The following is a 21,120-nucleotide window of genomic DNA, read 5'->3' as shown; positions in this document are numbered from 1 at the left end:
TACCTTTAACAAAACCTTTAGCCATGAAGAAAATCATTGAAACCCACGAAATAAACAAAACATATAAAATGGGTGCTGAAATTATCCAAGCACTTAAATCTGTCTCCATTTCAGTAAACAAAGGAGAATATGTTGCTTTCATGGGACCTTCAGGATCGGGAAAATCCACTTTGATGAACATCATCGGATGCTTAGACACTCCTACTTCAGGCAGTTATATTTTGAATGAAAAGGATGTCTCCGACATGACGGAGAATGAATTGGCTGAAATCAGAAACAAAGAGATAGGATTTGTATTTCAGACGTTCAACCTTCTTCCTAGAGCAAGCTGTTTGGAAAATGTTGCTCTTCCCTTAGTGTATGCCGGTATGAGTAAATCAGATCGTGAGGAAATCGCTTTTCAGGCACTTACAAACGTAGGATTGGGTGACAGAACCAAACACAGACCAAATGAGCTTTCCGGTGGTCAGCGTCAACGTGTCGCAATTGCAAGAGCTTTGGTAAACAACCCAAGTATCATCCTCGCCGATGAGCCGACTGGTAACTTGGATTCAAAAACATCTTACGATATCATGGAGCTTTTTCACGAGTTGCACTCCAAAGGCAACACCATCATCATGGTAACGCACGAAGATGACATCGCACATTACGCACACAGAATTGTGAGATTGCGTGATGGATTGGTAGAAACGGATACAATTAATCCGAATCCTACCCGCGGAATTGCCATGCATGCCTAATCACCCCAAATAATATCAAATAGATTCTTATTTTTGTCCTAAGAGATCAAGGATAAAAGATGAAAATCTATACAAAAACGGGCGACGAAGGTCAAACCTCACTATTAGGAGGAGCGCGAGTTCCAAAGTTCGATGTGAGAATTGATGCTTACGGAACCGTAGATGAGCTTAATTCCTATATTGGAATGCTCCGAGACCAGGAAGTCAACTGGATGAGAGCAGATGTGCTCAAAGAAATTCAGGATAGACTATTCACCATTGGTGCAGATTTGGCTACAGACCCTGCCAAGCCCAATGTAAAAAAGCCTGATCTGTTGGGATCTGACATTGAGATGCTGGAAAAGCAAATCGATGAAATGGAAAAGCCCCTTACTCCTCTTACCTCTTTCATTCTTCCGGGTGGTCATCCTTCTATATCTTTTGGCCATATAGCCAGAACAGTATGCAGAAGATGCGAAAGAATTGTCACAGAACTTGCAGCTATGGAAGAAGTTTCCGAATTAGTCATCCAGTACCTAAACAGGTTGTCGGATTATCTTTTTGTACTATGCAGAAAAATGGCTCAGGAACTCAACGTAAATGAAGTAATCTGGAATCCCAGAAATAAATAATCAGCTATCTGGCTCAGCCAGACTAAAGGCAAAACCAATGAAGACACAACTTGCCCTACCGGTAACTAAGGTTCAGAACTCTAGAATACCAGAAACAGATTTTTCCAACTTAGTATTTGGACGCACGATCAGTGACCACATGTTTGTCGCTGATTACAAAGACGGTGAATGGACGGACCTTAGAATTGAACCTTACGGCCCGCTAAGTATCAATCCTGCAAATGCAACCTTGCATTATGGACAGTCGATTTTTGAAGGCATGAAGGCTTACAGAAATGAGGATGGAAAGATTTTGGTGTTCCGTGCTGATGCGAACTGGAGACGTCTAAATGAATCCGCAGAGCGTATGTGTATGCCTGAGCTTCCTGAGGAAGTTTTCATGGAAGGCCTTACCCAACTGATCGATTTGGATAGAGATTGGGTGCCTACGGCAAAAGGTGCTTCGCTCTACGTGAGACCATATATGTTTGCCATGGATGATTACATCGGAGTTAGGCCTTCAGATACTTACAAATTTATCATTCTTACCTGCCCAGTTGGGAATTACTACAGCAAACCTGTAAGTGTAAAAGTGGAAACTACTTTTACCCGTGCGACTGAGGGAGGTACTGGTGCAGCTAAGACAGCAGGAAATTATGCTGCGTCACTTTATCCTGCGCGTCAGGCGCAAAAAGCTGGTTATGACCAACTGCTTTGGACTGATGGTAGAAGTCACAGCAAAATTGAGGAAAGCGGTACCATGAACGTCATGTTCAAAATCAACGGAAAACTAATTACTGCTCCCACCAATACAGGAACAATCCTAAAAGGAATCACCAGAGATTCTGTTATCCAACTGGCAAAAGACTGGAATGAGCCCTTGGAGGAAAGATTCCTGACTGTAGGAGAACTGGAAAGTGCTTTGATAGATGGAACCTTGGAAGAAGCCTTTGGCACGGGTACAGCAGCAACTATTGCTCATGTAGAACGCATTAATGTGAACGGAAAAGATTACATACTTCCTTCAAAATCTGCTGATGCTTTTTCTCATAGAGTGCTCGCGGAGCTAGACGGGATCAAATACGGTCAAGTGGCAGATCCTCACAATTGGATCATTTCTATTTAATACCCGACCCAAACATCCTCAAAAAAAGGGCTGCCTATTTACTAGACAGCCCTTTTTTCATTCAGAATGAACAGGGTTTCGCACGCTGAGAATTTTCAGCTTTTTCAATCCTCCAGGAAGTGCCCATTCTATTTCCATACCTTCCTGAAACCCGATTAGAGCCACGCCCAAAGGGGAAAGAACAGAAAGTTTCTTGGCTGCTAGATCTGCAAGCTTTGGCAAACTCAATTGAAAGTTCAACAGCTTACCCGAAGCTACATCCTGCACTTCAAAATAGGAATTGAGTCGAAGCACCTGAGGTTCTATTTTAGAATCAGGGACTTTCTTGGCAAGTTCTATTTCTCTGGCAAGCAAGGAAATCTCTTTTGTAATAAGATGCGACGGAGTGCCTAAGATCAGATCTTTGATCGTATTATAATCGGATTTTGTGAGTATTGGCTTCATGATTTTTTTTTATTAAAAGATTGAATCCGAACAGGTTAAGTCGGATAAAAATGTAGAAAATAAGTCTGGAAAAATTGCCCTACTTACGTAATACTAAAAATTACAGAGGGCTAAGAAATAAAGGCTTTATTCTTTTGGATATGCACACACTTCCTATCGCTGCATGTAAAGACCGCAGAAAAAGTTTCAAGAATAAAATATGATGTGTGTACTGACAAAATGATCCAGTTTCAGTTTGAACTAGTAAGCTTTGAAATAACTATTGCCTGAACTAGTGAATGATACGGATTGCCGCCAATTGAGTTTCTTTTGTTGAGATATAAAATCCAAACCAAAGGAATCGTATGATAAAGCCTGGCCTCAATGGACTAGGTGACAGAAAGTGAAATTCATTTGAAACAGGAAGCGCGCCTTACGAAATTTTAATAAGATCCTGAATGATTCTTTGTACAAATTGCTTTTATTTAGTGCTATGAAAATCCTAGTAGTTTTTTTTCTCCTGTTTACTGCATCGCCCTTCAGCTTTGCCCAAGGAACAGATTTCATTCTTCTTAAAAGAGGAGCAAAGCAAAAATCTCAAATCCGTTATTACCCCGGAGAAACGATCACCTACAAGAGCACCAAGATTGACTACTTCGTCACTGATGTGATTGAAAGTATTGACCAAAACTTTATTTACCTCAGCGAAAACATCCTATCGCCAGAATCAATTACTGAGTTGGATATTCGTAATAAAGACCGCCGAAACAACACACTGAGGGCTTTAAACATGCTCACACTTGGTGCAGGAATTATTTTACTAGGCGCGGAATCCATCAATAGCATCTACCATGACCAGGAATTTTCTATCGACAAAGGAGTTGGCGTTACCTCGGGAATATTATTGGGAACAGGCCTTGCCATGCTTCCTTTACGTTACAAAACATTTAAAAACTCCGGAAGAAACAAGATCCAGCTCATCCAAATGAGAATGGATTAATCGAAGATTTCTGGCATAAACAGATATTTTTTCGGACTTTTGCACCCTAATTTTAACCTAGACAGATGACTTCAGAACAACTGAAAGACTTGAAAGCCCGCACATCGGCTTTGAGGAGGTATCTTTGACTACGATCGTAAGATTGCCGAAATAGAAGACCTAGAGGCCGTATCGGCCCAGCCTGACTTCTGGAACAACCCGGAAGAAGCAGAAAAAAGCATGAAGCAGATTCAAGCCCGTAAAGCTTGGACAGGTTCATTTGAATCCCTCAATAAAATCATCGAGGATCTCGACGTTTTATTTGAATTCTACAGCGCAGATGAAGTTTCTGAAGAAGAAATGAAAGCTGAGTACGTAAAAGCGGAAGCTGCCGTACAAGAACTGGAACTCAAGAAAATGCTCTCTTCCGAAGAGGATCAGTTGAATGCCGTATTGGAAATCAACCCGGGAGCCGGAGGAACAGAAAGTAATGACTGGGCCTCGATCCTCATGAGAATGTACATCATGTGGGGTGAGAAAAACGGCTACAAAGTGAAGGAAGTAGATATGCAGCCCGGTGAAGTAGCCGGGATCAAATCCTGTACGCTTGAATTTGAAGGGCCGCTCGCTTATGGATTTTTGAAATCTGAAACGGGTGTTCACCGACTGGTTCGAATCTCTCCATTTGACTCAGGAGGAAGAAGACATACCTCTTTTGCCTCGGTATATGCTTATCCTGAAGTGGATGATTCTATAGAAATCGAGATCAATCCTGCTGATGTGGAGTTGCATACTTCCCGATCTGGAGGTGCCGGTGGACAGAACGTGAACAAGGTGGAAACCAAAGTTCAGCTGACACACAAGCCAACAGGTATCGTGGTAGTTTGTCAGATTGAGCGTTCACAGCTTGCTAATAGGGAAAAAGCCATGCAAATGCTGAAATCCCGTTTATTCCAGATGGAATTGGAGAAGAGAAATGCGGAAATCGCAAAAATCGAATCCTCAAAGATGCGGGTAGATTTCGGATCCCAGATCCGTAATTACGTGCTCCACCCATACAAACTGGTAAAAGACAACCGAACTGGACATGAAACCTCAGACACACAACACGTGCTGGATGGTGGATTGAATGAGTTTATGAAAGCCTTCTTGCTTGCGCAAAGTGAGGAGCAGGCGAGTAAGGACAGTTAATAGTTGGCAGTTGCTTGCACATTTCCCCATTGACAATCAAGGCTAGGATAAATATCCTGGCCTTTTTTACAGCTCACAAAAGTTTATCCTAGTTTTCAATTTCAAGTTGCCTTACTTCTAGTGCCAGAAGCATTTTTATTTGCTCAGCTTATTTGGCAAGAAGTAGAGTTTGTTCTTAACACGACTACCAAAAGTATTTTCCTGAACATATCACAATTGTCCGGCTTCCGAATGTAAACTTTGGCTCCCAAACTTTGTGGTAGTTTCCTGCAAATTTTTAATTAAAAATTTTCCAAAATTCTACTGGATCAATATAAAAAACAGTATCAATAAAGTAGAGAAGTCCATCGTTAGTTAACACATTTTCATCGTGGAGATCTTCAATAATCAACCCTAAATCTGGATGATAATAATCGTGTCTTCTGGTATTCAGAAAACCATTGACTGCCATAAATGATTTTACCTCATTCAAATCCGTCATGCAGTTTGCTTTTACATAAGGTTGAGAAACTACGGCATACAAAACTGAATTCAATTCATAAAAACCAAGCAGTTCATAAGCTGTGTCTGAAAAAAAATAATTATGCAACAAGAGGTTATGAAAGTAATCCTCCCAAGACGCATAATAAATTGCATCATTCAGTTTAATCACCTGCTTAGCACCCTTGATATAAACCTTTTGCTCTGCACCACTGGAAATAAACTTCTCTTCGGAAATCTTCTTTATAAAAAGCTGGTTTTCTTTTGCAAATACTTTTAGCCTTGCTGTTTCTTGAATTTTGTTTTGGTGTTTTTCTTCAGCCACTGGGCCTGTTCTCTTGCCGCTTTTAAGGTAGTGGGAGACTGTCTGGATAAGCGCATCATAGCTTGCGCTGCTCGCTCCTTGAATGATATGCTGTAATTCATATTTGGTTTGTTTTACGTCCATACATTTGAACGGCAATTTAATCAAAATAAGGATTATTTTAATTACTGCCTGAAAATTCGAAACCAAACTCTACCCATTGATAATCAAACAGTTTAGCTCTTTCTTTGGTCTCAAATCAGGATTATAGGCATTTAATTTTCCTCCGAGACACTTATCTTATACTACTAGAATCTTGCTACGCTATCCCCCATTTTTCTTATTTTCGCAGCTCTCATGCGAATCCTCCCCAGCTTTTTTACCCTAGACTTCTCCCTTCTCTGCCTGAGCTCATTTCTATTTTTTTCTTCTTTCAATATGATTATCCCAGAACTTCCGCAGTACTTGACATCCCTGGGAGGCGAAGACTACAAAGGATTTATCATCGCCTTGTTCACACTCTCAGCTGGGCTTTCCAGACCTTTTAGCGGAAAGCTTGCGGATAAAATCGGGAGAATACCGGTAATGATGATCGGGGCGAGTGTTTGTTTTATTGTCGGGATGCTCTATCCTCTGCTAAGTTTTGTGGGTGGATTTCTGTTTTTAAGATTCGCTCACGGCTTTTCTACGGGCTTTACGCCTACCGGAGCTTCAGCCTATGTAGCAGACATTGTTCCTTACCAAAAGCGTGGGGAAGCAATGGGCATATTTTCTCTATTCGGATCCATGGGCATGGCCGCTGGACCGGCAATCGGTGGCTGGATGGCTACCTTATTTCCTTTGGAAACGGTATTCTACGTCTCTGCATTCACCTCTGTATTTTCCATTCTGATCCTTCTGAAACTCAAAGAAACCTTGCCAGATAAAGAGGGTATTTCTTTGAAAATGTTTCGTCTAACTAGAGATGAAATTATAGAAAAGAGAGTGCTCGTTCCTTCTGGAATACTCTTTTTGTGTTGCTTTTCTTTTGGCGTTGTACTTACCATAATCCCGGATTTCTCAACGCATTTGGACATAGAAAACAAAGGCCTTTTCTTTGGGGTATTTACGCTTTCCTCTCTTGGGATTAGACTTTTGGCAGGAAAAACCTCAGATCGATACGGGAGAATTCCAGTCATGCGAGTTGCCAGCGCGACCTTAGTTTGTGCGATGGTTTTGATCGCCTTTGCAGAAAGCAAGTTTGGCTTATTGGGATCAGGGGTACTTTTTGGCTGTGCAATTGGGATGTACAGCCCTACCACTGCAGCTTGGGTGGTTGATCTCTCTCTGGATCAATTCCGGGGAAGAGCATTGGCCACCATGTATATTGCCTTAGAGGCCGGGATTGGAATTGGCGCACTGACTTCAGGATTTCTATTTGCAAATAGTGCAGACAACTTCCGCTTGGTATTTCTTACCAGTGCCGGAATGGCAGGATTGGCTTTTGTTGGGTTGCTTTTTGTGAAAAAGAATCAGATCGTAGCATTGGAATAATGGGTATGAGTAGGTTTCCCGCAGATAGCCGCTGATAAATCCGCAGATTTTACGCGGATCTTAAAGCTAATCCCTACAAATCACTGACTAAGTCTTTATTCATAAATTAACACTTAGCATAGCTCTTTCCCGCAGATAAACGCTGATAAAGCCGCAGATTTTACGCGGATCACAAGGTTAACTTTACGCCGATTTTAAAGCTAATCGCTAAAAAATCTGCGATAATCTGCGCATTAAAATCGGCGATAATTTGCGGGAAAAAGCTGTCATTCTTTAAAATCGAGTTTATATTCAACAACCTTTCTGCTAGTTGCTTCCCCGTGCTCAATTGACAGTACAAACTCTGGGTAACTAGTTTCCTTCATCTCAAGAATTTTTGGATTAAGAATCCCCTCAATTTTATAAAGTTGGCTAGCTGTATAATAGTCGCCATCGGGAGCAATAGAAACCAAGACACTGGACAAAACTCCATCATATCCTTCAAAGTATCCTTCTGGAGTAGCTTTGGAGTCAGACATTATATAGACATTGACAAAGAAACTCCGATTATAGAGCTCATGGTTTGAATAAACCACTTCCTCGATAGTTGCTAACACATAACTTAATGATTTTTCATCCGAAAGATCCTGAACTGCATTTGATTGTGCATTACAATCAATCAAAAAGAGGGAGCTAAGAGCAAAAAGAATGACTTTATTCATGTGTTTAAAATTTGATTTTTAATTGCCACAACCTGTCCCGTGACGAAGGATACGGGATGGAATCTTCGCAAGCACTATAATCATACCTCTGTGTCTCGATTTGGGTCATGCCTGTCTGCCTCAGGCAGGCTCGATTTCATACAAGCTTAAGGTTTTGAAACAGAATGCAGTTAAAATAAACGTATTTCAAATTTCAAAGTCCAAGATGCTTATTGGCTCTTGGAATAGAGAAGATCTCTTTCTGTCGGCCGTTGTAATACGTCACTTTTTGGCCGTCAAATAATGCACCCTCTTCCAGCATTATTCTCACATCCTTATTCCATTCAGGCACAAAAACCACGGCGTTCAATTCGATAGCATAGCCTGTATTCTCATGAAGTGGAAATTCCCCGGCACCTGGAGTATCCCCTTGATTATCCCACATTCCTATAGTTGGGCCTGCAGAGTGACCATAGAAACCCAATGGATGCGTGTATATACTTCCTCTGATTCCTTCTGCCCCCATTACTTGACGTGAAGCCCGAAGAATCTCATTTCCCGTTCTGCCGGTTACGTAATTGGAAGTCAAAATATCCTGAACCCTATTTCCCTGCGCAAAAGCCTTGCTCAGGTATTCCGGCACCCCAGTCTCTCCGGCTTTCAGCACATAGGCCATTTCCTGAGTATCGGTATTCAGCCTTAGGTAAGTGATTCCAAAATCAACATGTAACAAATCTCCAGGCATAATCACTGATTCAGGCGACTTGGTTGCAAAGTTTCTGTTTTGCTCATTATTTGCCGGATCTGCACGCTGTATATCCACAGAAGGATGAAACCAGGTATCCAATTTCAGTTCCTTGATTCTCTCCCTATACCACCAAATCACATCTTCTGTAGTAGTCACTCCGGGCGTGATCACTGCCTCGGAAAGTCCTTCTGATATAATGGAATGTGCGATCTCCTGAATATGCTTATAAGTAGCCATTTCAGGCTCTGTTCTAGTTTCCAGCCAGCGAACCGCCAAGGTTTGTGCTGAAACAACATTTGATTGAAGATTTTCGGGTAAATAGTCAAGGAAGACCTGATGCTCGTTTGTGGTCAAGCCATCTGCATGTCCATAATCCTTAGCGTAGTTCAAGCCTATTTTCTTTGGGTTTTTGGAAGAGATTAATTCCATCAAAGCTTTCCACTGGTCAGGCTGATTCTCTGGATCCCAAGCTCTTTTGAAAGATTTACCTACATCGTATCTAGCCACCGCATATGTTTCCACAGGAGCATTTGCCGAAGGCTGATACATCACCAGAATAGTACGTCTCCTCGCGGCTTGCCAAGTGGAAGGAAGCATGGTTCTAATTACAGGATCCTCATTGTATTCTCTGGAGATCACCACCCACATATCAATTCCAGTTTCGGTCATCAACTCTGGAAGCAGATTCTCAATACGGTATTCCAGCCAGGTATCAATCACTTTGGCCTGCTCACGCTGGGTTAAAACGGCTATGTTCTGAGCAGAAACAAGATTGGAAATAAGAAAAACTAAGAAAAGGAAAGGTAGCTTTTTGATCATAATAGAGGGGTTTTGTCCTGAAGATATAACAAAAAGAAGGAACTGCTGATAAGAATGGTACGAGAATCCTTATACTGACACCACAGGTTTATTTGCGGTAATCATACGATTACTCAATTTGTGGAATCGGTAAAACAAGACTACCGCAGTCACACTTAGTCCAATCAACAAACCGTACCATATGCCCTTTTCAGCAAAACCAAGCTCAAAAGCCAAGAAATAACCTAGGGGAAGTCCAATCACCCAGTACGCAACCAAGGTGATCAAGGTAGGGAATCTCACATCTTCCAGCCCTCTTAACACTCCCAAACCTGCCACCTGCACTCCATCGGAGAGTTGGAACAAACCCGCAATAATCAGCAAGGATGCAGAAAGTGTTATGACCTCCTCATTATTGATATAAAGGGTAGGTAGATAGAATCTCATCAGAATGAATAGCAAGCCAGTGACTGACATAAAAACCAAAACCATCCCGAAAACAACCATCCCTGCCTCCCGCATTCCTTTGAAATTATTGCGTCCGATCTGATTGCTCACCCGGATCATACCAGCGGTACTCAGACCCGAAACCATCATGTAACTCACTGACGCCAGGTTGATAGCAATCTGATGTGCTGCTAGCGCATTAACGCCTATCCAGCCCATCATAATGGCAGCGGCACTGAATGCACTCACTTCGAATATGTATTGAAAACCTGTAGGAACGCCGATTTTAAGGATTCTATTCAGCAGAAGAAATCTAAGTTTTCCCAGTCCCAACTGTAGGTTGAATACGCTATATCTTTTAGAACGCATGACATACCAGCCCATCATGAGCGGCATCAATACTCTAGAAATCAACGTTGCCAAACCAGCTCCGTTAAGGCCCAATTCAGGAGATCCAAGATTTCCATAAATAAATACCCAGTTTAGAAATACGTTAACCAGATTACAAAAAATAGTGACGTACATCGCCTGTTTTGTCTGGGAAAGACCTTCTGCCAGCTGCTTAAATGACTGAAAAATCATAAAAGGCAAAAGTGATGCTGTAATAATAAAAAGGTACGGAATGGTGAGTGTCACTACTTCTTCCGGCTGATCAAGGAAATGTAGGCCTTGAGATAAACCTAGGACAACTACAGTTAAAAGTAATGCGGTGGAAATATTGATCCATAAACCATGCTGAAAAAGATGACCAATTCGCTTGAATTTACCTTTTCCTTCAGCCACAGAAACCAACGGAGTAATACCCATGGAAATCCCCATTCCAAACATGAGAATAACAAAAAATATACTATTCCCCAAGGATGCAGCAGCCAAAGGAACAGCACCCATGCGGCCTACCATCATACTATCGGCCACGCCCACTAAAACTTGTCCCAATTGACTTAAAACCACAGGGAATGCCAGCGTGAAGGTGGTCTTGAAATGATCCTTAATCGTCATATTACAAATTTATCATTCTTGCCACTTTGAGAATTCCAGCTATACTGATTGCATCTGTGATTTCTCCATTCAACACCATTTCCAGTACTTGTGAGAAAGGTAATTTCTTTATTTTGAGCACTTCAGTCTCTTCAAATTCAGTTTCTCCCTGAGTTAATTCTTCGGCCAAGTAAATGTACCCTACTTCATCAGTGACAGAGTTTGAAGTATGTATTTTCATGATTTCCGTCCATTTTTGCGCAGACAGGCCAGTCTCTTCCTTCAGTTCGCGTTTGGCACTTTCCAATTTATCTTCTTCCAAAGGCCCTCCGCCCATAGGTATTTCCCAAGCGTATTCATCCAGGGTGTAGCGATATTGACCAATGATCCAGGTATTTCCTTCAGCATCAATCGGAATAATTCCCATTGCCCTATTCTTGAAATGCACCTTGCCATAAACCCCTTCGTTTCCAGCAGGGTTTACGATGTCATGATGCTCCACTTTGATCCAAGGATTTTCATAGATCTGGGTAATTTTGCGTGTTTTCCAGGGATTCTGTTCCATTTTTCTCAAAAAAAAAGGGCGACTTTAAGCCACCCTTTAGCATATATAAATGATTGACTAAACCGGAATCGGCATTACTTTAGAATCTTTGAAAGTAGATAAAATAACCATGGATTGCATGGAATCTACTTCTTTGATTTCAGACACTTTCTCAAGCATCAAGTTCTGATAGGATGTAATATCCTTTGCGATAATCTTGAGGATAAAATCTCCAGTACCGGTGATATGGTGACACTCTATCACTTCCGGTATGATATTTATTTCCTTCATGAAGGCTTCAATATTCCCTTTGTTGTGACCTATCAAGCTCACCAAAACAAATGTACTCACGCCCAAGCCAATCTTCTCAGGATCTAGCTTTGCATGATAACTCTTTATGATTCCAGACTGCTCCAGCTTCTTCACTCGCTCCAAAGTAGGGGCAGGAGAAAGCCCAATATCTTTTGATAACTGAGCATTCGTGATTTTGGCATTAGCCTGTAAGATTTCTAGAATCTTCCTGTCGATTTTATCGAATTTTATTCTTAAGCTATGATCCATGATCTCTTGCATTTACAAAATTTTATATGGTGCAAAGTTAATATAATTGATGATTGTTTTAAACCATTCATCAGAATTTTCAAGAGTAAATTCGAAATTTTCTTAATATTTCCAAGGGTTTACACAAACAATCCTTTTAAAATCACTTGTCTCCTTTGATAAATTCAAATTTTCTCCTGTTAGCACCATTAAAGACGTAACATTTTCAATTAAAGTTTATTCTTTTTGATATATTCTCGCGCTTCTTGATGAGCGGGATGTTTTCGCTTGGCATACTTCTTTACTTCTTTGAAATACTTTTTAGCAAGAGTCTTGTTTTTCTCCTGATTCGCGATCTTTCCCAATTGAAGCAAGGAATGCAAATAATAGCCGCTTTCTTGAGATTCGGATTCCTCACCGTAGGACAGCGTTTTCAGGTAATACTTCTTAGCTTCTGCCTGATTGCCCATGCGTTCATTGAATTGGGCAATATAAAATGCGGCATACCTCCCACTATTCGATTCATAGCCCATTTGCCCAGCATCAATCCGGTCGAGTATCTCTTTGGATTCCTGCACCGACTGTGGCCATCGCCCTACGGCATATAGATGCCGGGCATATGACCTGTGGAAATAGGGATTGTCCGGGTATTTAGTATGTAAGTACTCAGAAATCTGTAGCGCCTTAAAGGGCTCCTTTTCCTCGGAAGCATAAAGTCTGAAAAGGAAATACTGCGCCTCTATTCGTGTGTAGAATGCATTAGTAGCTACTTCCTCAAGTTGCTGCAAACCAAGTTCCTTATTTCCCTTAGGGAAAAGTGCCATGACTGGCCTCATTAGCGGGTAATGTTCAGGTATCCATTCGGAGAAGTAATTGAACAGCGCATCACCTAGAAGCAATTCAGGATTGAATTCTTCTTCTCCCCTACTGTATTCCATGTATTTCAGTGCATTTTTACCCGCCCAGGCAGCTTTTGTCCAGCTTCTTCTTTCGGAATATAGCCTTCCCTTGAAGCCATATCCTGCAGCTAAAAAGAAAGCCGCTTCCTTATTTTCCTCATCAGCATCAAACATGGCCTGAGCCTTATCTATAGACCGGTCTAGGTATTTGAGTAAAGTAGCATCGTATTTTTCATTGGTCACATCTACTTCTATCCTCCACCAATAGCCCAAAGCCACTAAAAACTCCGGCAATGGGTGATCCGGGTATTGAATAGCAAGCACAGCATAATCCCGCTCTGCCGCAGCAAAATCAAAATTATACATGCTATTAATGGCTTTGGTAATTCTAAACTGTAGCCCCTTGTCCAGTAGTAAATATTTAGAAGGCGCAAAGAACATAGAATCAGCTTCTGCCTCCTGCGCCTGTACAAGACTGAAGCAACTAACCCAAATACTAAGAATCATTACGATTCGTGTCAACATATATTTATTCCTTTTTAAAACTCAAAATTAGAGGTATTCCCAAACAAAATTTTAGATTTGGCCAAGATTCATCACAATTATGGCTAAAACTTTAACTCCAGAGGGACAACGTCTGAAAGAACTAATTGATTTCGACAAACGGGTTTATTTTTTCGTACTGGTGTTTTTGTTTCTGCTGATCAGGTATCTCACCAATACCTTAATTCTTGAAGCTATCCCGGATTATGACAACCTGGAAGCACGAGGGGATTTTATGATTTTTCATATTTTCAATGCACTCAATTACCTCTGGACACCTTTTGCTTTGCTGTGGAAATTCACTGTAATATCCTTCCTCTTTTGGCTGGGCGCGTTTTTAATTGGCTACAAAGTCCCTTACAAAGAACTTTGGCAGTTTGCACTGATTGCAGAAGTGGTATTTATTTTCCCTGAACTGGTTCGCCTTTTGGTTTACATCTCTCCATCCACTGGGGTGACTTACATGGAAATAGATGAATTCCGGCCCCTATCTTTACTTTCCTTATTAGGTTCAGAAAACGTAGCCCCTCAATATCACTACACTTTTGCCACGCTAAATATCTTCGAAATTATCTACGGAATAGTATGGCTGTATGGTTTTCATATGATCAGTCGAAGACCATTTGGAGAATGTTCCCTTGTGGTTTTCATCAGCTATTATATCCCTCTGGCTATATGGCTCACTTGGTATATTATGGTTTATAGAGCTTAATTTATTGGCAAAAAAAAGAGGATCAGAATTGACTGACCCTCTTTTTTTTAATTTTATTGCTGATTTAGAACCCTAGACCTAATGCCATGGTAGTCGGATTGAAATTCAGATCAGAAACCTTGGATGTTGCTCCAGTCATTAGATTCACTGAATACACTCCCGTTGCTCCACCTACAGTGAAAACTCCGTAAGCCATATCGGAGGTACCACCTACATCAAATCCATTATCGCTGGTAATATCGATTCCTAATGCACCGATTTCCACAAGTACGCCATCGTTTGGAGGGGAAACTTGATATAACATATCATTCTGAGCATCCACTACGAAAAGCGCAGTTTCTGTAGTTCCGGCAAAGTTCTTCGTATAGGCAGCTCCGCTGGCCATAGGTGACCCAGGACTAAGACTTCCATCTACTGCCACTACCGTCCCTAAGTCCGGGTGAAGTCGTAGATTCTGTCCCTCATCAGTAATCAGACGGATTCTATCTACAGTAGGATTGAAATCAAATCCTATAAATGTGCCCATTGCAGCTGGCATCAAAGGATCTCCAATTGCTGTTACAGCTCCACTGGATGGATTTACGCTATATAACTGGCTCATATTAGATACTGCCAGCAATTGACCATTTGCAGGACGGAAATCCAGACCTATAAGCATTTCGCCATCCATCAACCCTGTAATATCCACCGCGATAGGCTCAGGACTAGTAGGATCAAATCGGTACAGCTTATTGTCAGCATCCGTAGCATAAGCAATTGGATTGGTTTTGAATGCTATGCTTACGACTGGCTGGGAAAATGTACCTACCCACATAGCCTCACCAGAAGAAAGGTCAATTGTATAAAGTCTGGACTCATCCTCTTTTCTATTCACAGCCAGAGCTACAGAATTATCAGGATTGATATCCATGTCACCAAGGCCATCAAAATCTACTCCCAGATCACCTACTTCTTCCAGGCCTCCATCATTTGGCGGCACTTGCTTATAAAGCTTGTCCTGCTCAAAATCAATATCAAAAAGAGTTGTCATCGTTGTTCCGGAAAAGCTATTGGTATAAGCAACTGCTCCGATTCGGGGATTCATACCTCCATTAATAGAGCCGTCAGTAGCGACCACGGTACCCAGTTCTGGATGTAGTCGTAGATTTTGACCTGATTCGGTCACCAATCGTATTCTATCTACCGTAGGATTAAAATCCAAAGAAGGATTTGCTCCTTGATAAGCTGGAGTGAATGCAGCAGCACCTAAAGCAGTGGCAGCACCTGAGTTTTCATTGATGTGATAAATTCGGCTCATAGAACTAAGAGCATAAAGCTGACCGGTAGCCGGACGGTAATCAATAGATACGATCATCTCACCTGACCCCAGCCCAGTAATTTCCATGGAACTTGTCGGGGCGGAAAGATTTTGAGCATCATACATCAAAATCATATTGTCTGGAGTCAATGCTGTGAAACTTACTTCTGGTGCAGTGCCAGGCATGTCGATGATAGGATTTCTATCCTCATCTTTGTCATCACATGAGATAAACGCCAGTGACAAAATCATACTGGCAAGAAGTGCGGGGAAAATGTTTCTTGTTTTCATTAGTTGATTAGTTAGTTTCAATCAATTACGAACCCAACTATCCAACTGGATTTTTCAGTAGAAAATAAATTTTCAAAAAAGTAAAACTCCTAATATGAAATCGAGCATATCGAAGATCGTCACACACTGGGATGATTATAAGGTATGCGAGATTCTCCCGAATCAAGTTTGGGACAGGCTATGTGGCCATTGAAATACAAATTATTAACACATGAAATCAAGTAGCCAACCTTCCTTAAAAAAATTGGAAATCAACCAGTTACATTGAAATAAGCTCGGTTGTAATGATGTAAAACCCCATAATTAAAACAAACCATCCAAAGCCTTTTTTAAGCGCCTGTTCGTTTATTTTCTTTGAGAGGGAGCTACCTATAAAAATACCAACTATGGATAAACCTGTGAAAATCAGGAGCATTTTCCAATCTATCGTTTGATTGGCAACATCGCCCAAAAACCCTATTAAGGATTTTGCTGCTATGATTAACAAGGATGTTCCCACAGCCATTTTCATCGGTAGTTTAGCAAGTAGAACCAGTGCCGGAATAATCAAAAAACCTCCACCAGCTCCCACCAATCCGGTAATTAATCCCACTACTATTCCTTCCAAGGCAATCAAAGGAATATTAAACTTCACCACGCTTTCTTCCTCATCTTTCGCATTTCCATTTCGTTTGATCATGGAGTAAGAGGCTGCAAGCATAATTATTGCAAACAACACCATGATGCCTATGCTCTTGGTAACCTCCATTCCTGCCATGTCAAACAAAGGATCCGGAAGAGCTGGGACGATGAATTTCCGTGTTAAGAATACTGCAATAAAAGAAGGAACAGCAAAAACCAAGGCCGTTCTATAGTCCACCAGCTGTTTTTTCATATAGGTAAATGACCCTACCAGAGAAGTACTTCCCACCACAAAAAGCGAATATGCGGTAGCCAGTACTGGGTCTAACCCCAAAATATAAACCAGAACTGGCACAGTCAAAATAGACCCTCCACCCCCAATAAGCCCCAGACTGATCCCGATAATAACTGCAGCTGTATATCCTACTAATACGATAATGTCCATAATAAATTTCTAAGATTTGATAGCACAAAAGTACCTGCAAGCCTTAGCGTATGAAGTGACAAATGTTACACTGGGTTTGGATAGAAAAAAACTTTGATGAAATTTTTATGCTAAATCCACTAGCTCTAGTTGCAAAATAATTCAGATTACATCTGCAGAATCCCACTTTTATTCCTCCACATTTGCTTAAATTGACTAAAGTAATCCACTAGCCATGAAAATAATTCTTGCGATCGATTTTTCGGAAAACTCACTTAACGCATTAGATTTTGCTGTAGCCCTAGCGGAAAAAAAGGAAGGTGAAGTGGTCTTAGTGCATGTGATAGAGGCCGTTTTTGATTTCGCATCCCAGGCGGCAGTCGCTATAGAAAGTATGCACCGGGATGCTGAAAAGTTGATGCAAGAGGTCTTGGAGAAATACAAAGACTCAGCTCTATCCTTTAAAACTGTAATCAAAGAAGGCACAGCTTCTATTTCAGTTGCTAGACTGGCGAAGGAACTAGATGCCACCCTGATCGTGATGGGAACTCAAGGAGCAAGCGGAATTAAACTTGCCTTGATAGGTAGTACGACGATCAACCTGATTAAAGAATCGGCTGTACCTGTCCTGGTAGTTCCGGCGGAATCCGTGGCAAAGGATATTCGAAAGATTGCCCTCGCATTAGAATTTGCGAGTCACGAAGAAAAATTCATCGATTGGGTAATCGACATGAGCAAGCGATGGGAACGGCGCTTAGAATTCATCCACGTACAAACTGCCAATGCCTTTGAGGAAGATCCTGGCATCAAAAAATTAGAGAATTTAATTGTTTCCCAGTATCCTGGATTACCTGTCAAGATTCATACATTTTATGCAAAAACACCCATAGAGGGTCTAGACCAGTTTTTGGAAGAAAATGAAAATACAATCTTAGTGATGTGCCATGAGCATAAAAACCTCTGGGAGCAGATTCTTAACAGGAGTAGAACCATTGAAATGGTTTTTCATTCTAAAGTCCCGCTTCTGGTAATGGTCTGATCACTTACTGATCAACTCTTCGAAATCATCACGGATATAAATCACATTTCTTCCCAGTTCAATCCACTTCTTCTTTTCCAATTGCTTCAGCAATCTAGAAACTACTTCTCGGGAAGTCGTAAGCTCATTGGCAATTTCCTGGTGAGTAGTATGAAGCTCATTCGTCTTTAGCTGCTTCATTTTGGTTACTATATATCCCATCAGCCGCTCATCCATTCGTTTGAAAGCCACAGCATCCAATGCCACCAGCATTTCCTGGAAACGGTTTTGGTAGGTATTTGACACAAAATCCTTCCATTGCTTGAAATCATTTGAGAATTGCTCGATAGCAGTTATCGGTATAGCAATAAGTGTAACATCTTCCTCGACAACTGCCTTTATCTCACTAGGCTTTGAAGCCGAACAACACGTCAAGGATAAGGCGCAGGTCTCTCCCGCATCCAAAAAATACAAGAACAACTCTCTCCCCTCATCGTCCATTCTGGAAATCTTAATTGATCCCTCCAACACGATTGGCACCATCTTCACAAACTGGCCAGGCTCCATAAGTACTTTACCAGCCTGTAATTCCAGGATTTGTCCTTTTTCTATAAGTTGCTCTAGCAGTGCAGTATCAGTGAAAATAGGTAGTGCTTCTTTTAGTTCTTCTGTAGTCATATCGTAGTGAAAAGATGGCCAATATAAGAATCAATGCATTTTATCTAAGTGATATAGATCACAAAATCGATTCCGGGTCAAAAACATGACAAAAATCTTCTTTGTTTTTCTTTAGATTCATTCCAAATAATCCTATTTTTGCAATCGGTCAAAAGGCCAAGTCAAAACTATGTTAATAACTGCTGATTCAATACCTATCACCCGGGCTGCAATTATCCAAGATATCTTAGATTCTCCGTTGAAAATCAACTTGATGGAACTTGGTTTTTTACCAGGAAAAACAATCACACTACATCACTCTGCCCCAATGGGAGGTCCAATGGCGTTTAAGCTTGATGAAACTATCCTTGCCTTAAGAAAAACTGAAGCTTCGCTCATTGAAGTACAATTGCTCTGAATTTCATGAATGAGTCCCCAATTCCTTCCCAAGTAAAATCACCAAAGATTGCCATCATCGGAAACCCGAATGTCGGTAAATCCACCATCTTCAACCAACTCACTGGGCTGAACCAAAAAATCGGTAATTACCCTGGCGTGACTGTAGATAAAAGAACTGGATCCATGCACTATCATGGGGCTAGTTATGAGATTATTGATCTGCCTGGCACGTATAGCCTTTATCCTAATTCTGAAGATGAAATCATCGCCCATCGTGTACTGAACCAGCTGAGCGAAGGAGAGAAGCCGGATTTTGTGCTAATGGTCATCGATTCCTGCCAGATTTCCAGAGGACTCTTTTTAGCAACCCAGTTAATCGACTTGGGGCTAAATATGGCCTTGGTGCTTAATATGGCTGATATTGCTACCAGAAAAAATATTGCCATCAAAAGTTTTGAAATTTTCAAATCCCTTGGAGTCCCAATCTTAAGTACTGATGCGCGGGGCGAAAAGGGATTAGATCAAATCCGGGAACTGATTCACCAACAAAACTTCAGTAATAAATCAACTTTTTTAGCTATTGAAGAGGTAGTGCCGGCGGCCTTCCTTGATGAAGTGAAAGCCAAATTCGGATTTTCCAACTCCTATCAGGCCTATCAAATGCTCCGGTTTGGAGATAAGGATAAAACGATTTCTATAGAGGACAAAAACTGGATCAAGTCAAAACTTGCCGAAAGAAACTTTGACTTGGACAAAGCCCAGCTGGAAGAGACTAAGATCCGATACAGGCTGATTACCGCAATCGTAGAAAAAGCTGTTGTGAAAACTCCGGATGTAAAAAAAGAATCCGGTATCGATAAAATTCTACTTCATCCGGTTTTTGGATATTTGATCTTTGGAGCAATTCTCTTGTTGATTTTCCAAGCCATATTTGCCTGGGCTTCAGTACCCATGGATTTAATCGATGGGTTCTTTGCTGAGATGTCCGGCTGGGTTTCTACTCTGCTTCCTGAAGGTCCACTTGCCAGTCTGATCACCGAAGGTATAATTCCCGGTATAGGTGGAGTCGTGATATTTATCCCACAGATAGCCATGTTATTTGGTTTTCTGGCGATTCTCGAAGATACAGGATACATGTCCAGAGTGGTGTTTTTGATGGATCGCTGGATGAGACCATTCGGACTGCACGGCAAAAGTATTGTTCCATTGGTTTCCGGCGTAGCCTGTGCTATTCCCGGTGTGATGGCTGCTAGAAATATCGGAAACTGGAAAGAGAAAATCATCACTATAATGGTGACTCCCCTGATGAGTTGCTCTGCACGGCTCCCTGTTTACATCATTCTAATCGGGCTGGTGGTACCGGATGAGTTTATAGCTGGCATTTTCAATCTTCAGGCTGTTGCGCTACTTGGACTCTATCTGCTGGGTGTGGTAGGTGTATTTTTCACCGCATTACTTATGAAACACGTGCTGAAGTCAGAGGAGAAAAGTTTTCTGATGGTAGAACTTCCCACTTACCGAGCACCACGCTGGCTGGATGTATTGCTGACCATGTACAACAAATCCAAAACCTTTGTCATGGAAGCGGGAAAAGTAATCCTTGCGATTTCCATTATTCTATGGGTATTGGCTTCTTATGGTCCTCCTGAGCGCATGGATGCTGTCCGAGCTGAGGGAGAAGCTAAATTAGAAGCGGCCACTTCGGAGGGTCAAATCGCCGAAATAGAAAATGAAACAGCTTCACATTTACTTGAAAACTCTTTCATAGGCATCATGGGTCAAGCCATAGAGCCTGCTATCCGACCGCTGGGCTATGATTGGAAAATCGGAATCGCGTTGATCACGAGCTTTGCTGCAAGAGAAGTATTTGTCTCCACGATAGCCACTATCTATAGCATTGGCTCAGATACTGAAGATGAACTAACGATAAGGGAAAAACTCAACCAGCAGGTAAATCCGAACACTGGAGAAAAAGTGTACACCACAGCAACAGCTTTCTCGCTTATGGTGTTTTATGCTTTTGCCATGCAGTGCATGAGTACGCTAGCAGTGGTGTACAGGGAAACTAAAGGCTGGAAATGGCCGTTGATCCAGACAGCATACATGACAGCTTTGGCCTATTTCTCGGCCTTGCTCGTTTATCAAATTCTATCGTAAT

General features: G+C 41.5%; 21 protein-coding genes. 10 read left to right on the top strand and 11 right to left on the bottom strand.

The genetic code is table 11. From position 1 onward, the window contains the following. Positions 1–23 precede the first annotated feature (23 nt). From BM386_RS01800 to BM386_RS01790, 3 genes are read left to right on the top strand one after another with little or no spacing between them, the layout of a single operon-like run. Positions 24–740 carry an ABC transporter ATP-binding protein gene (locus BM386_RS01800; RefSeq protein WP_091691352.1) on the top strand — a complete coding sequence of 239 codons (717 nt, stop codon included), beginning with the start codon at positions 24–26 and terminating at the stop codon, positions 738–740. 59 nt (positions 741–799) lie between these two features. Next, a complete protein-coding gene (locus tag BM386_RS01795; RefSeq protein WP_091691351.1) occupies positions 800–1,351 on the top strand; it encodes a cob(I)yrinic acid a,c-diamide adenosyltransferase in 552 nt (183 codons plus the stop codon). A 37-nt stretch (positions 1,352–1,388) separates the two neighbouring features. Next, a complete protein-coding gene (locus BM386_RS01790) occupies positions 1,389–2,456 on the top strand; it encodes a branched-chain amino acid aminotransferase (protein ID WP_091691350.1) in 1,068 nt (355 codons plus the stop codon). Between the two features lie 57 nt (positions 2,457–2,513). Here BM386_RS01790 and BM386_RS01785 read toward each other — a convergent pair whose 3' ends face one another. Then, on the bottom strand, positions 2,514–2,900 hold the full coding sequence (locus BM386_RS01785; RefSeq protein WP_091691349.1) for a GreA/GreB family elongation factor: 387 nt from the start codon (positions 2,898–2,900) through the stop codon (positions 2,514–2,516). Positions 2,901–3,372: 472 nt separating this feature from the next. On the opposite strand from BM386_RS01785, the gene BM386_RS01780 reads away from it, so the two are divergent. Both BM386_RS01780 and prfB read left to right on the top strand, forming a co-directional pair. Next, positions 3,373–3,879, top strand: a complete 507-nt coding sequence (locus BM386_RS01780) for a hypothetical protein (RefSeq protein WP_091691348.1) — start codon at positions 3,373–3,375, stop codon at positions 3,877–3,879. A gap of 65 nt (positions 3,880–3,944) precedes the next feature. Continuing rightward, positions 3,945–5,049, top strand: a protein-coding gene (gene prfB / locus BM386_RS01775; RefSeq protein WP_211482872.1) for a peptide chain release factor 2 whose coding sequence is annotated in 2 segments (ribosomal slippage) — positions 3,945–3,995 and positions 3,997–5,049 — 1,104 coding nt in all. Because the reading frame shifts where the segments join, the coding sequence is not laid out codon by codon here. A gap of 277 nt (positions 5,050–5,326) precedes the next feature. Here the strand turns inward: prfB and BM386_RS01770 are convergent. After that, positions 5,327–5,977 (bottom strand): putative polyvalent protein kinase domain-containing protein, encoded by a 651-nt coding sequence (locus BM386_RS01770; protein WP_091691346.1) that lies wholly within the window; start codon positions 5,975–5,977, stop codon positions 5,327–5,329. Between the two features lie 213 nt (positions 5,978–6,190). On the opposite strand from BM386_RS01770, the gene BM386_RS01765 reads away from it, so the two are divergent. Continuing rightward, the gene (locus BM386_RS01765; protein WP_091691345.1) at positions 6,191–7,366 is read left to right on the top strand and encodes an MFS transporter; all 1,176 of its coding nucleotides are present in this window, start codon (positions 6,191–6,193) and stop codon (positions 7,364–7,366) included. A 266-nt stretch (positions 7,367–7,632) separates the two neighbouring features. On the opposite strand, the gene BM386_RS01760 is transcribed toward BM386_RS01765, so the two are convergent. The 6 genes from BM386_RS01760 to BM386_RS01735 all read right to left on the bottom strand — a co-directional run bounded on the left by BM386_RS01760 (position 7,633) and on the right by BM386_RS01735 (position 13,507). Continuing rightward, positions 7,633–8,067: a hypothetical protein gene (locus tag BM386_RS01760; protein ID WP_091691344.1), complete on the bottom strand. Its 435-nt coding sequence runs from the start codon at positions 8,065–8,067 to the stop codon at positions 7,633–7,635. Positions 8,068–8,260: 193 nt separating this feature from the next. Next, positions 8,261–9,613 carry a M24 family metallopeptidase gene (locus BM386_RS01755; protein ID WP_091691343.1) on the bottom strand — a complete coding sequence of 451 codons (1,353 nt, stop codon included), beginning with the start codon at positions 9,611–9,613 and terminating at the stop codon, positions 8,261–8,263. Between the two features lie 69 nt (positions 9,614–9,682). Next, positions 9,683–11,038, bottom strand: coding sequence for an MATE family efflux transporter (locus BM386_RS01750; protein ID WP_091691342.1), 1,356 nt, complete (start codon positions 11,036–11,038; stop codon positions 9,683–9,685). Position 11,039: 1 nt separating this feature from the next. Further along, positions 11,040–11,582: an NUDIX domain-containing protein gene (locus tag BM386_RS01745; RefSeq protein WP_091691341.1), complete on the bottom strand. Its 543-nt coding sequence runs from the start codon at positions 11,580–11,582 to the stop codon at positions 11,040–11,042. Positions 11,583–11,639: 57 nt separating this feature from the next. Then, entirely contained in the window at positions 11,640–12,122 is a 483-nt protein-coding gene (locus BM386_RS01740) for an Lrp/AsnC family transcriptional regulator (RefSeq protein WP_091691915.1), read from the bottom strand. 209 nt (positions 12,123–12,331) lie between these two features. Next, positions 12,332–13,507, bottom strand: coding sequence for a tetratricopeptide repeat protein (locus BM386_RS01735; RefSeq protein ID WP_244545435.1), 1,176 nt, complete (start codon positions 13,505–13,507; stop codon positions 12,332–12,334). 97 nt (positions 13,508–13,604) lie between these two features. Here BM386_RS01735 and BM386_RS01730 point away from each other — a divergent pair, with 97 nt between their 5' ends. Then, positions 13,605–14,255, top strand: coding sequence for a sulfate ABC transporter permease (locus BM386_RS01730; protein WP_091691339.1), 651 nt, complete (start codon positions 13,605–13,607; stop codon positions 14,253–14,255). 64 nt (positions 14,256–14,319) lie between these two features. Here BM386_RS01730 and BM386_RS01725 read toward each other — a convergent pair whose 3' ends face one another. Together BM386_RS01725 and BM386_RS01720 are read right to left on the bottom strand one after the other, a co-directional pair. Then, a complete protein-coding gene (locus tag BM386_RS01725) occupies positions 14,320–15,843 on the bottom strand; it encodes a DUF4394 domain-containing protein (RefSeq protein WP_091691338.1) in 1,524 nt (507 codons plus the stop codon). Positions 15,844–16,102: 259 nt separating this feature from the next. Then, entirely contained in the window at positions 16,103–16,909 is an 807-nt protein-coding gene (locus BM386_RS01720) for a sulfite exporter TauE/SafE family protein (protein ID WP_091691337.1), read from the bottom strand. A 214-nt stretch (positions 16,910–17,123) separates the two neighbouring features. Here BM386_RS01720 and BM386_RS01715 point away from each other — a divergent pair, with 214 nt between their 5' ends. After that, the gene (locus BM386_RS01715; RefSeq protein WP_091691336.1) at positions 17,124–17,927 is read left to right on the top strand and encodes a universal stress protein; all 804 of its coding nucleotides are present in this window, start codon (positions 17,124–17,126) and stop codon (positions 17,925–17,927) included. Here the strand turns inward: BM386_RS01715 and BM386_RS01710 are convergent, their stop codons facing one another. After that, positions 17,928–18,584, bottom strand: coding sequence for a Crp/Fnr family transcriptional regulator (locus tag BM386_RS01710; protein WP_091691335.1), 657 nt, complete (start codon positions 18,582–18,584; stop codon positions 17,928–17,930). Positions 18,585–18,753: 169 nt separating this feature from the next. On the opposite strand from BM386_RS01710, the gene BM386_RS01705 reads away from it, so the two are divergent. Further along, positions 18,754–18,981 carry a FeoA family protein gene (locus tag BM386_RS01705; RefSeq protein ID WP_091691334.1) on the top strand — a complete coding sequence of 76 codons (228 nt, stop codon included), beginning with the start codon at positions 18,754–18,756 and terminating at the stop codon, positions 18,979–18,981. Positions 18,982–18,986: 5 nt separating this feature from the next. After that, on the top strand, positions 18,987–21,119 hold the full coding sequence (feoB, locus tag BM386_RS01700) for a ferrous iron transport protein B (protein WP_091691333.1): 2,133 nt from the start codon (positions 18,987–18,989) through the stop codon (positions 21,117–21,119). The last annotated feature ends 1 nt before the right edge of the window (position 21,120 follow it).

Source organism: Algoriphagus locisalis (assembly GCF_900116615.1).
Lineage (GTDB): Bacteria > Bacteroidota > Bacteroidia > Cytophagales > Cyclobacteriaceae > Algoriphagus > Algoriphagus locisalis.
Note: the sequence above shows the minus strand (reverse complement) of the source record. Positions and strands in the feature narration are given on the sequence as shown.

What these genes read in the sequence shown, in the direction of transcription:
- BM386_RS01760 (WP_091691344.1), bottom strand. Translation starts at nt 8,067, where the DNA reads ATGAATAAAGTCATTCTTTTTGCTCTTAGCTCCCTCTTTTTGATTGAT.
- BM386_RS01745 (WP_091691341.1), bottom strand. Translation starts at nt 11,582, where the DNA reads ATGGAACAGAATCCCTGGAAAACACGCAAAATTACCCAGATCTATGAA.
- BM386_RS01750 (WP_091691342.1), bottom strand. Translation starts at nt 11,038, where the DNA reads ATGACGATTAAGGATCATTTCAAGACCACCTTCACGCTGGCATTCCCT.
- BM386_RS01710 (WP_091691335.1), bottom strand. Translation starts at nt 18,584, where the DNA reads ATGACTACAGAAGAACTAAAAGAAGCACTACCTATTTTCACTGATACT.
- BM386_RS01765 (WP_091691345.1), top strand. Translation starts at nt 6,191, where the DNA reads ATGCGAATCCTCCCCAGCTTTTTTACCCTAGACTTCTCCCTTCTCTGC.
- BM386_RS01755 (WP_091691343.1), bottom strand. Translation starts at nt 9,613, where the DNA reads ATGATCAAAAAGCTACCTTTCCTTTTCTTAGTTTTTCTTATTTCCAAT.
- BM386_RS01800 (WP_091691352.1), top strand. Translation starts at nt 24, where the DNA reads ATGAAGAAAATCATTGAAACCCACGAAATAAACAAAACATATAAAATG.
- BM386_RS01735 (WP_244545435.1), bottom strand. Translation starts at nt 13,507, where the DNA reads ATGATTCTTAGTATTTGGGTTAGTTGCTTCAGTCTTGTACAGGCGCAG.
- feoB (WP_091691333.1), top strand. Translation starts at nt 18,987, where the DNA reads ATGAATGAGTCCCCAATTCCTTCCCAAGTAAAATCACCAAAGATTGCC.
- BM386_RS01720 (WP_091691337.1), bottom strand. Translation starts at nt 16,909, where the DNA reads ATGGACATTATCGTATTAGTAGGATATACAGCTGCAGTTATTATCGGG.
- BM386_RS01730 (WP_091691339.1), top strand. Translation starts at nt 13,605, where the DNA reads ATGGCTAAAACTTTAACTCCAGAGGGACAACGTCTGAAAGAACTAATT.
- BM386_RS01715 (WP_091691336.1), top strand. Translation starts at nt 17,124, where the DNA reads ATGAAAATAATTCTTGCGATCGATTTTTCGGAAAACTCACTTAACGCA.
- BM386_RS01780 (WP_091691348.1), top strand. Translation starts at nt 3,373, where the DNA reads ATGAAAATCCTAGTAGTTTTTTTTCTCCTGTTTACTGCATCGCCCTTC.
- BM386_RS01725 (WP_091691338.1), bottom strand. Translation starts at nt 15,843, where the DNA reads ATGAAAACAAGAAACATTTTCCCCGCACTTCTTGCCAGTATGATTTTG.
- BM386_RS01785 (WP_091691349.1), bottom strand. Translation starts at nt 2,900, where the DNA reads ATGAAGCCAATACTCACAAAATCCGATTATAATACGATCAAAGATCTG.
- BM386_RS01795 (WP_091691351.1), top strand. Translation starts at nt 800, where the DNA reads ATGAAAATCTATACAAAAACGGGCGACGAAGGTCAAACCTCACTATTA.
- BM386_RS01790 (WP_091691350.1), top strand. Translation starts at nt 1,389, where the DNA reads ATGAAGACACAACTTGCCCTACCGGTAACTAAGGTTCAGAACTCTAGA.
- BM386_RS01770 (WP_091691346.1), bottom strand. Translation starts at nt 5,977, where the DNA reads ATGGACGTAAAACAAACCAAATATGAATTACAGCATATCATTCAAGGA.
- BM386_RS01740 (WP_091691915.1), bottom strand. Translation starts at nt 12,122, where the DNA reads ATGGATCATAGCTTAAGAATAAAATTCGATAAAATCGACAGGAAGATT.
- BM386_RS01705 (WP_091691334.1), top strand. Translation starts at nt 18,754, where the DNA reads ATGTTAATAACTGCTGATTCAATACCTATCACCCGGGCTGCAATTATC.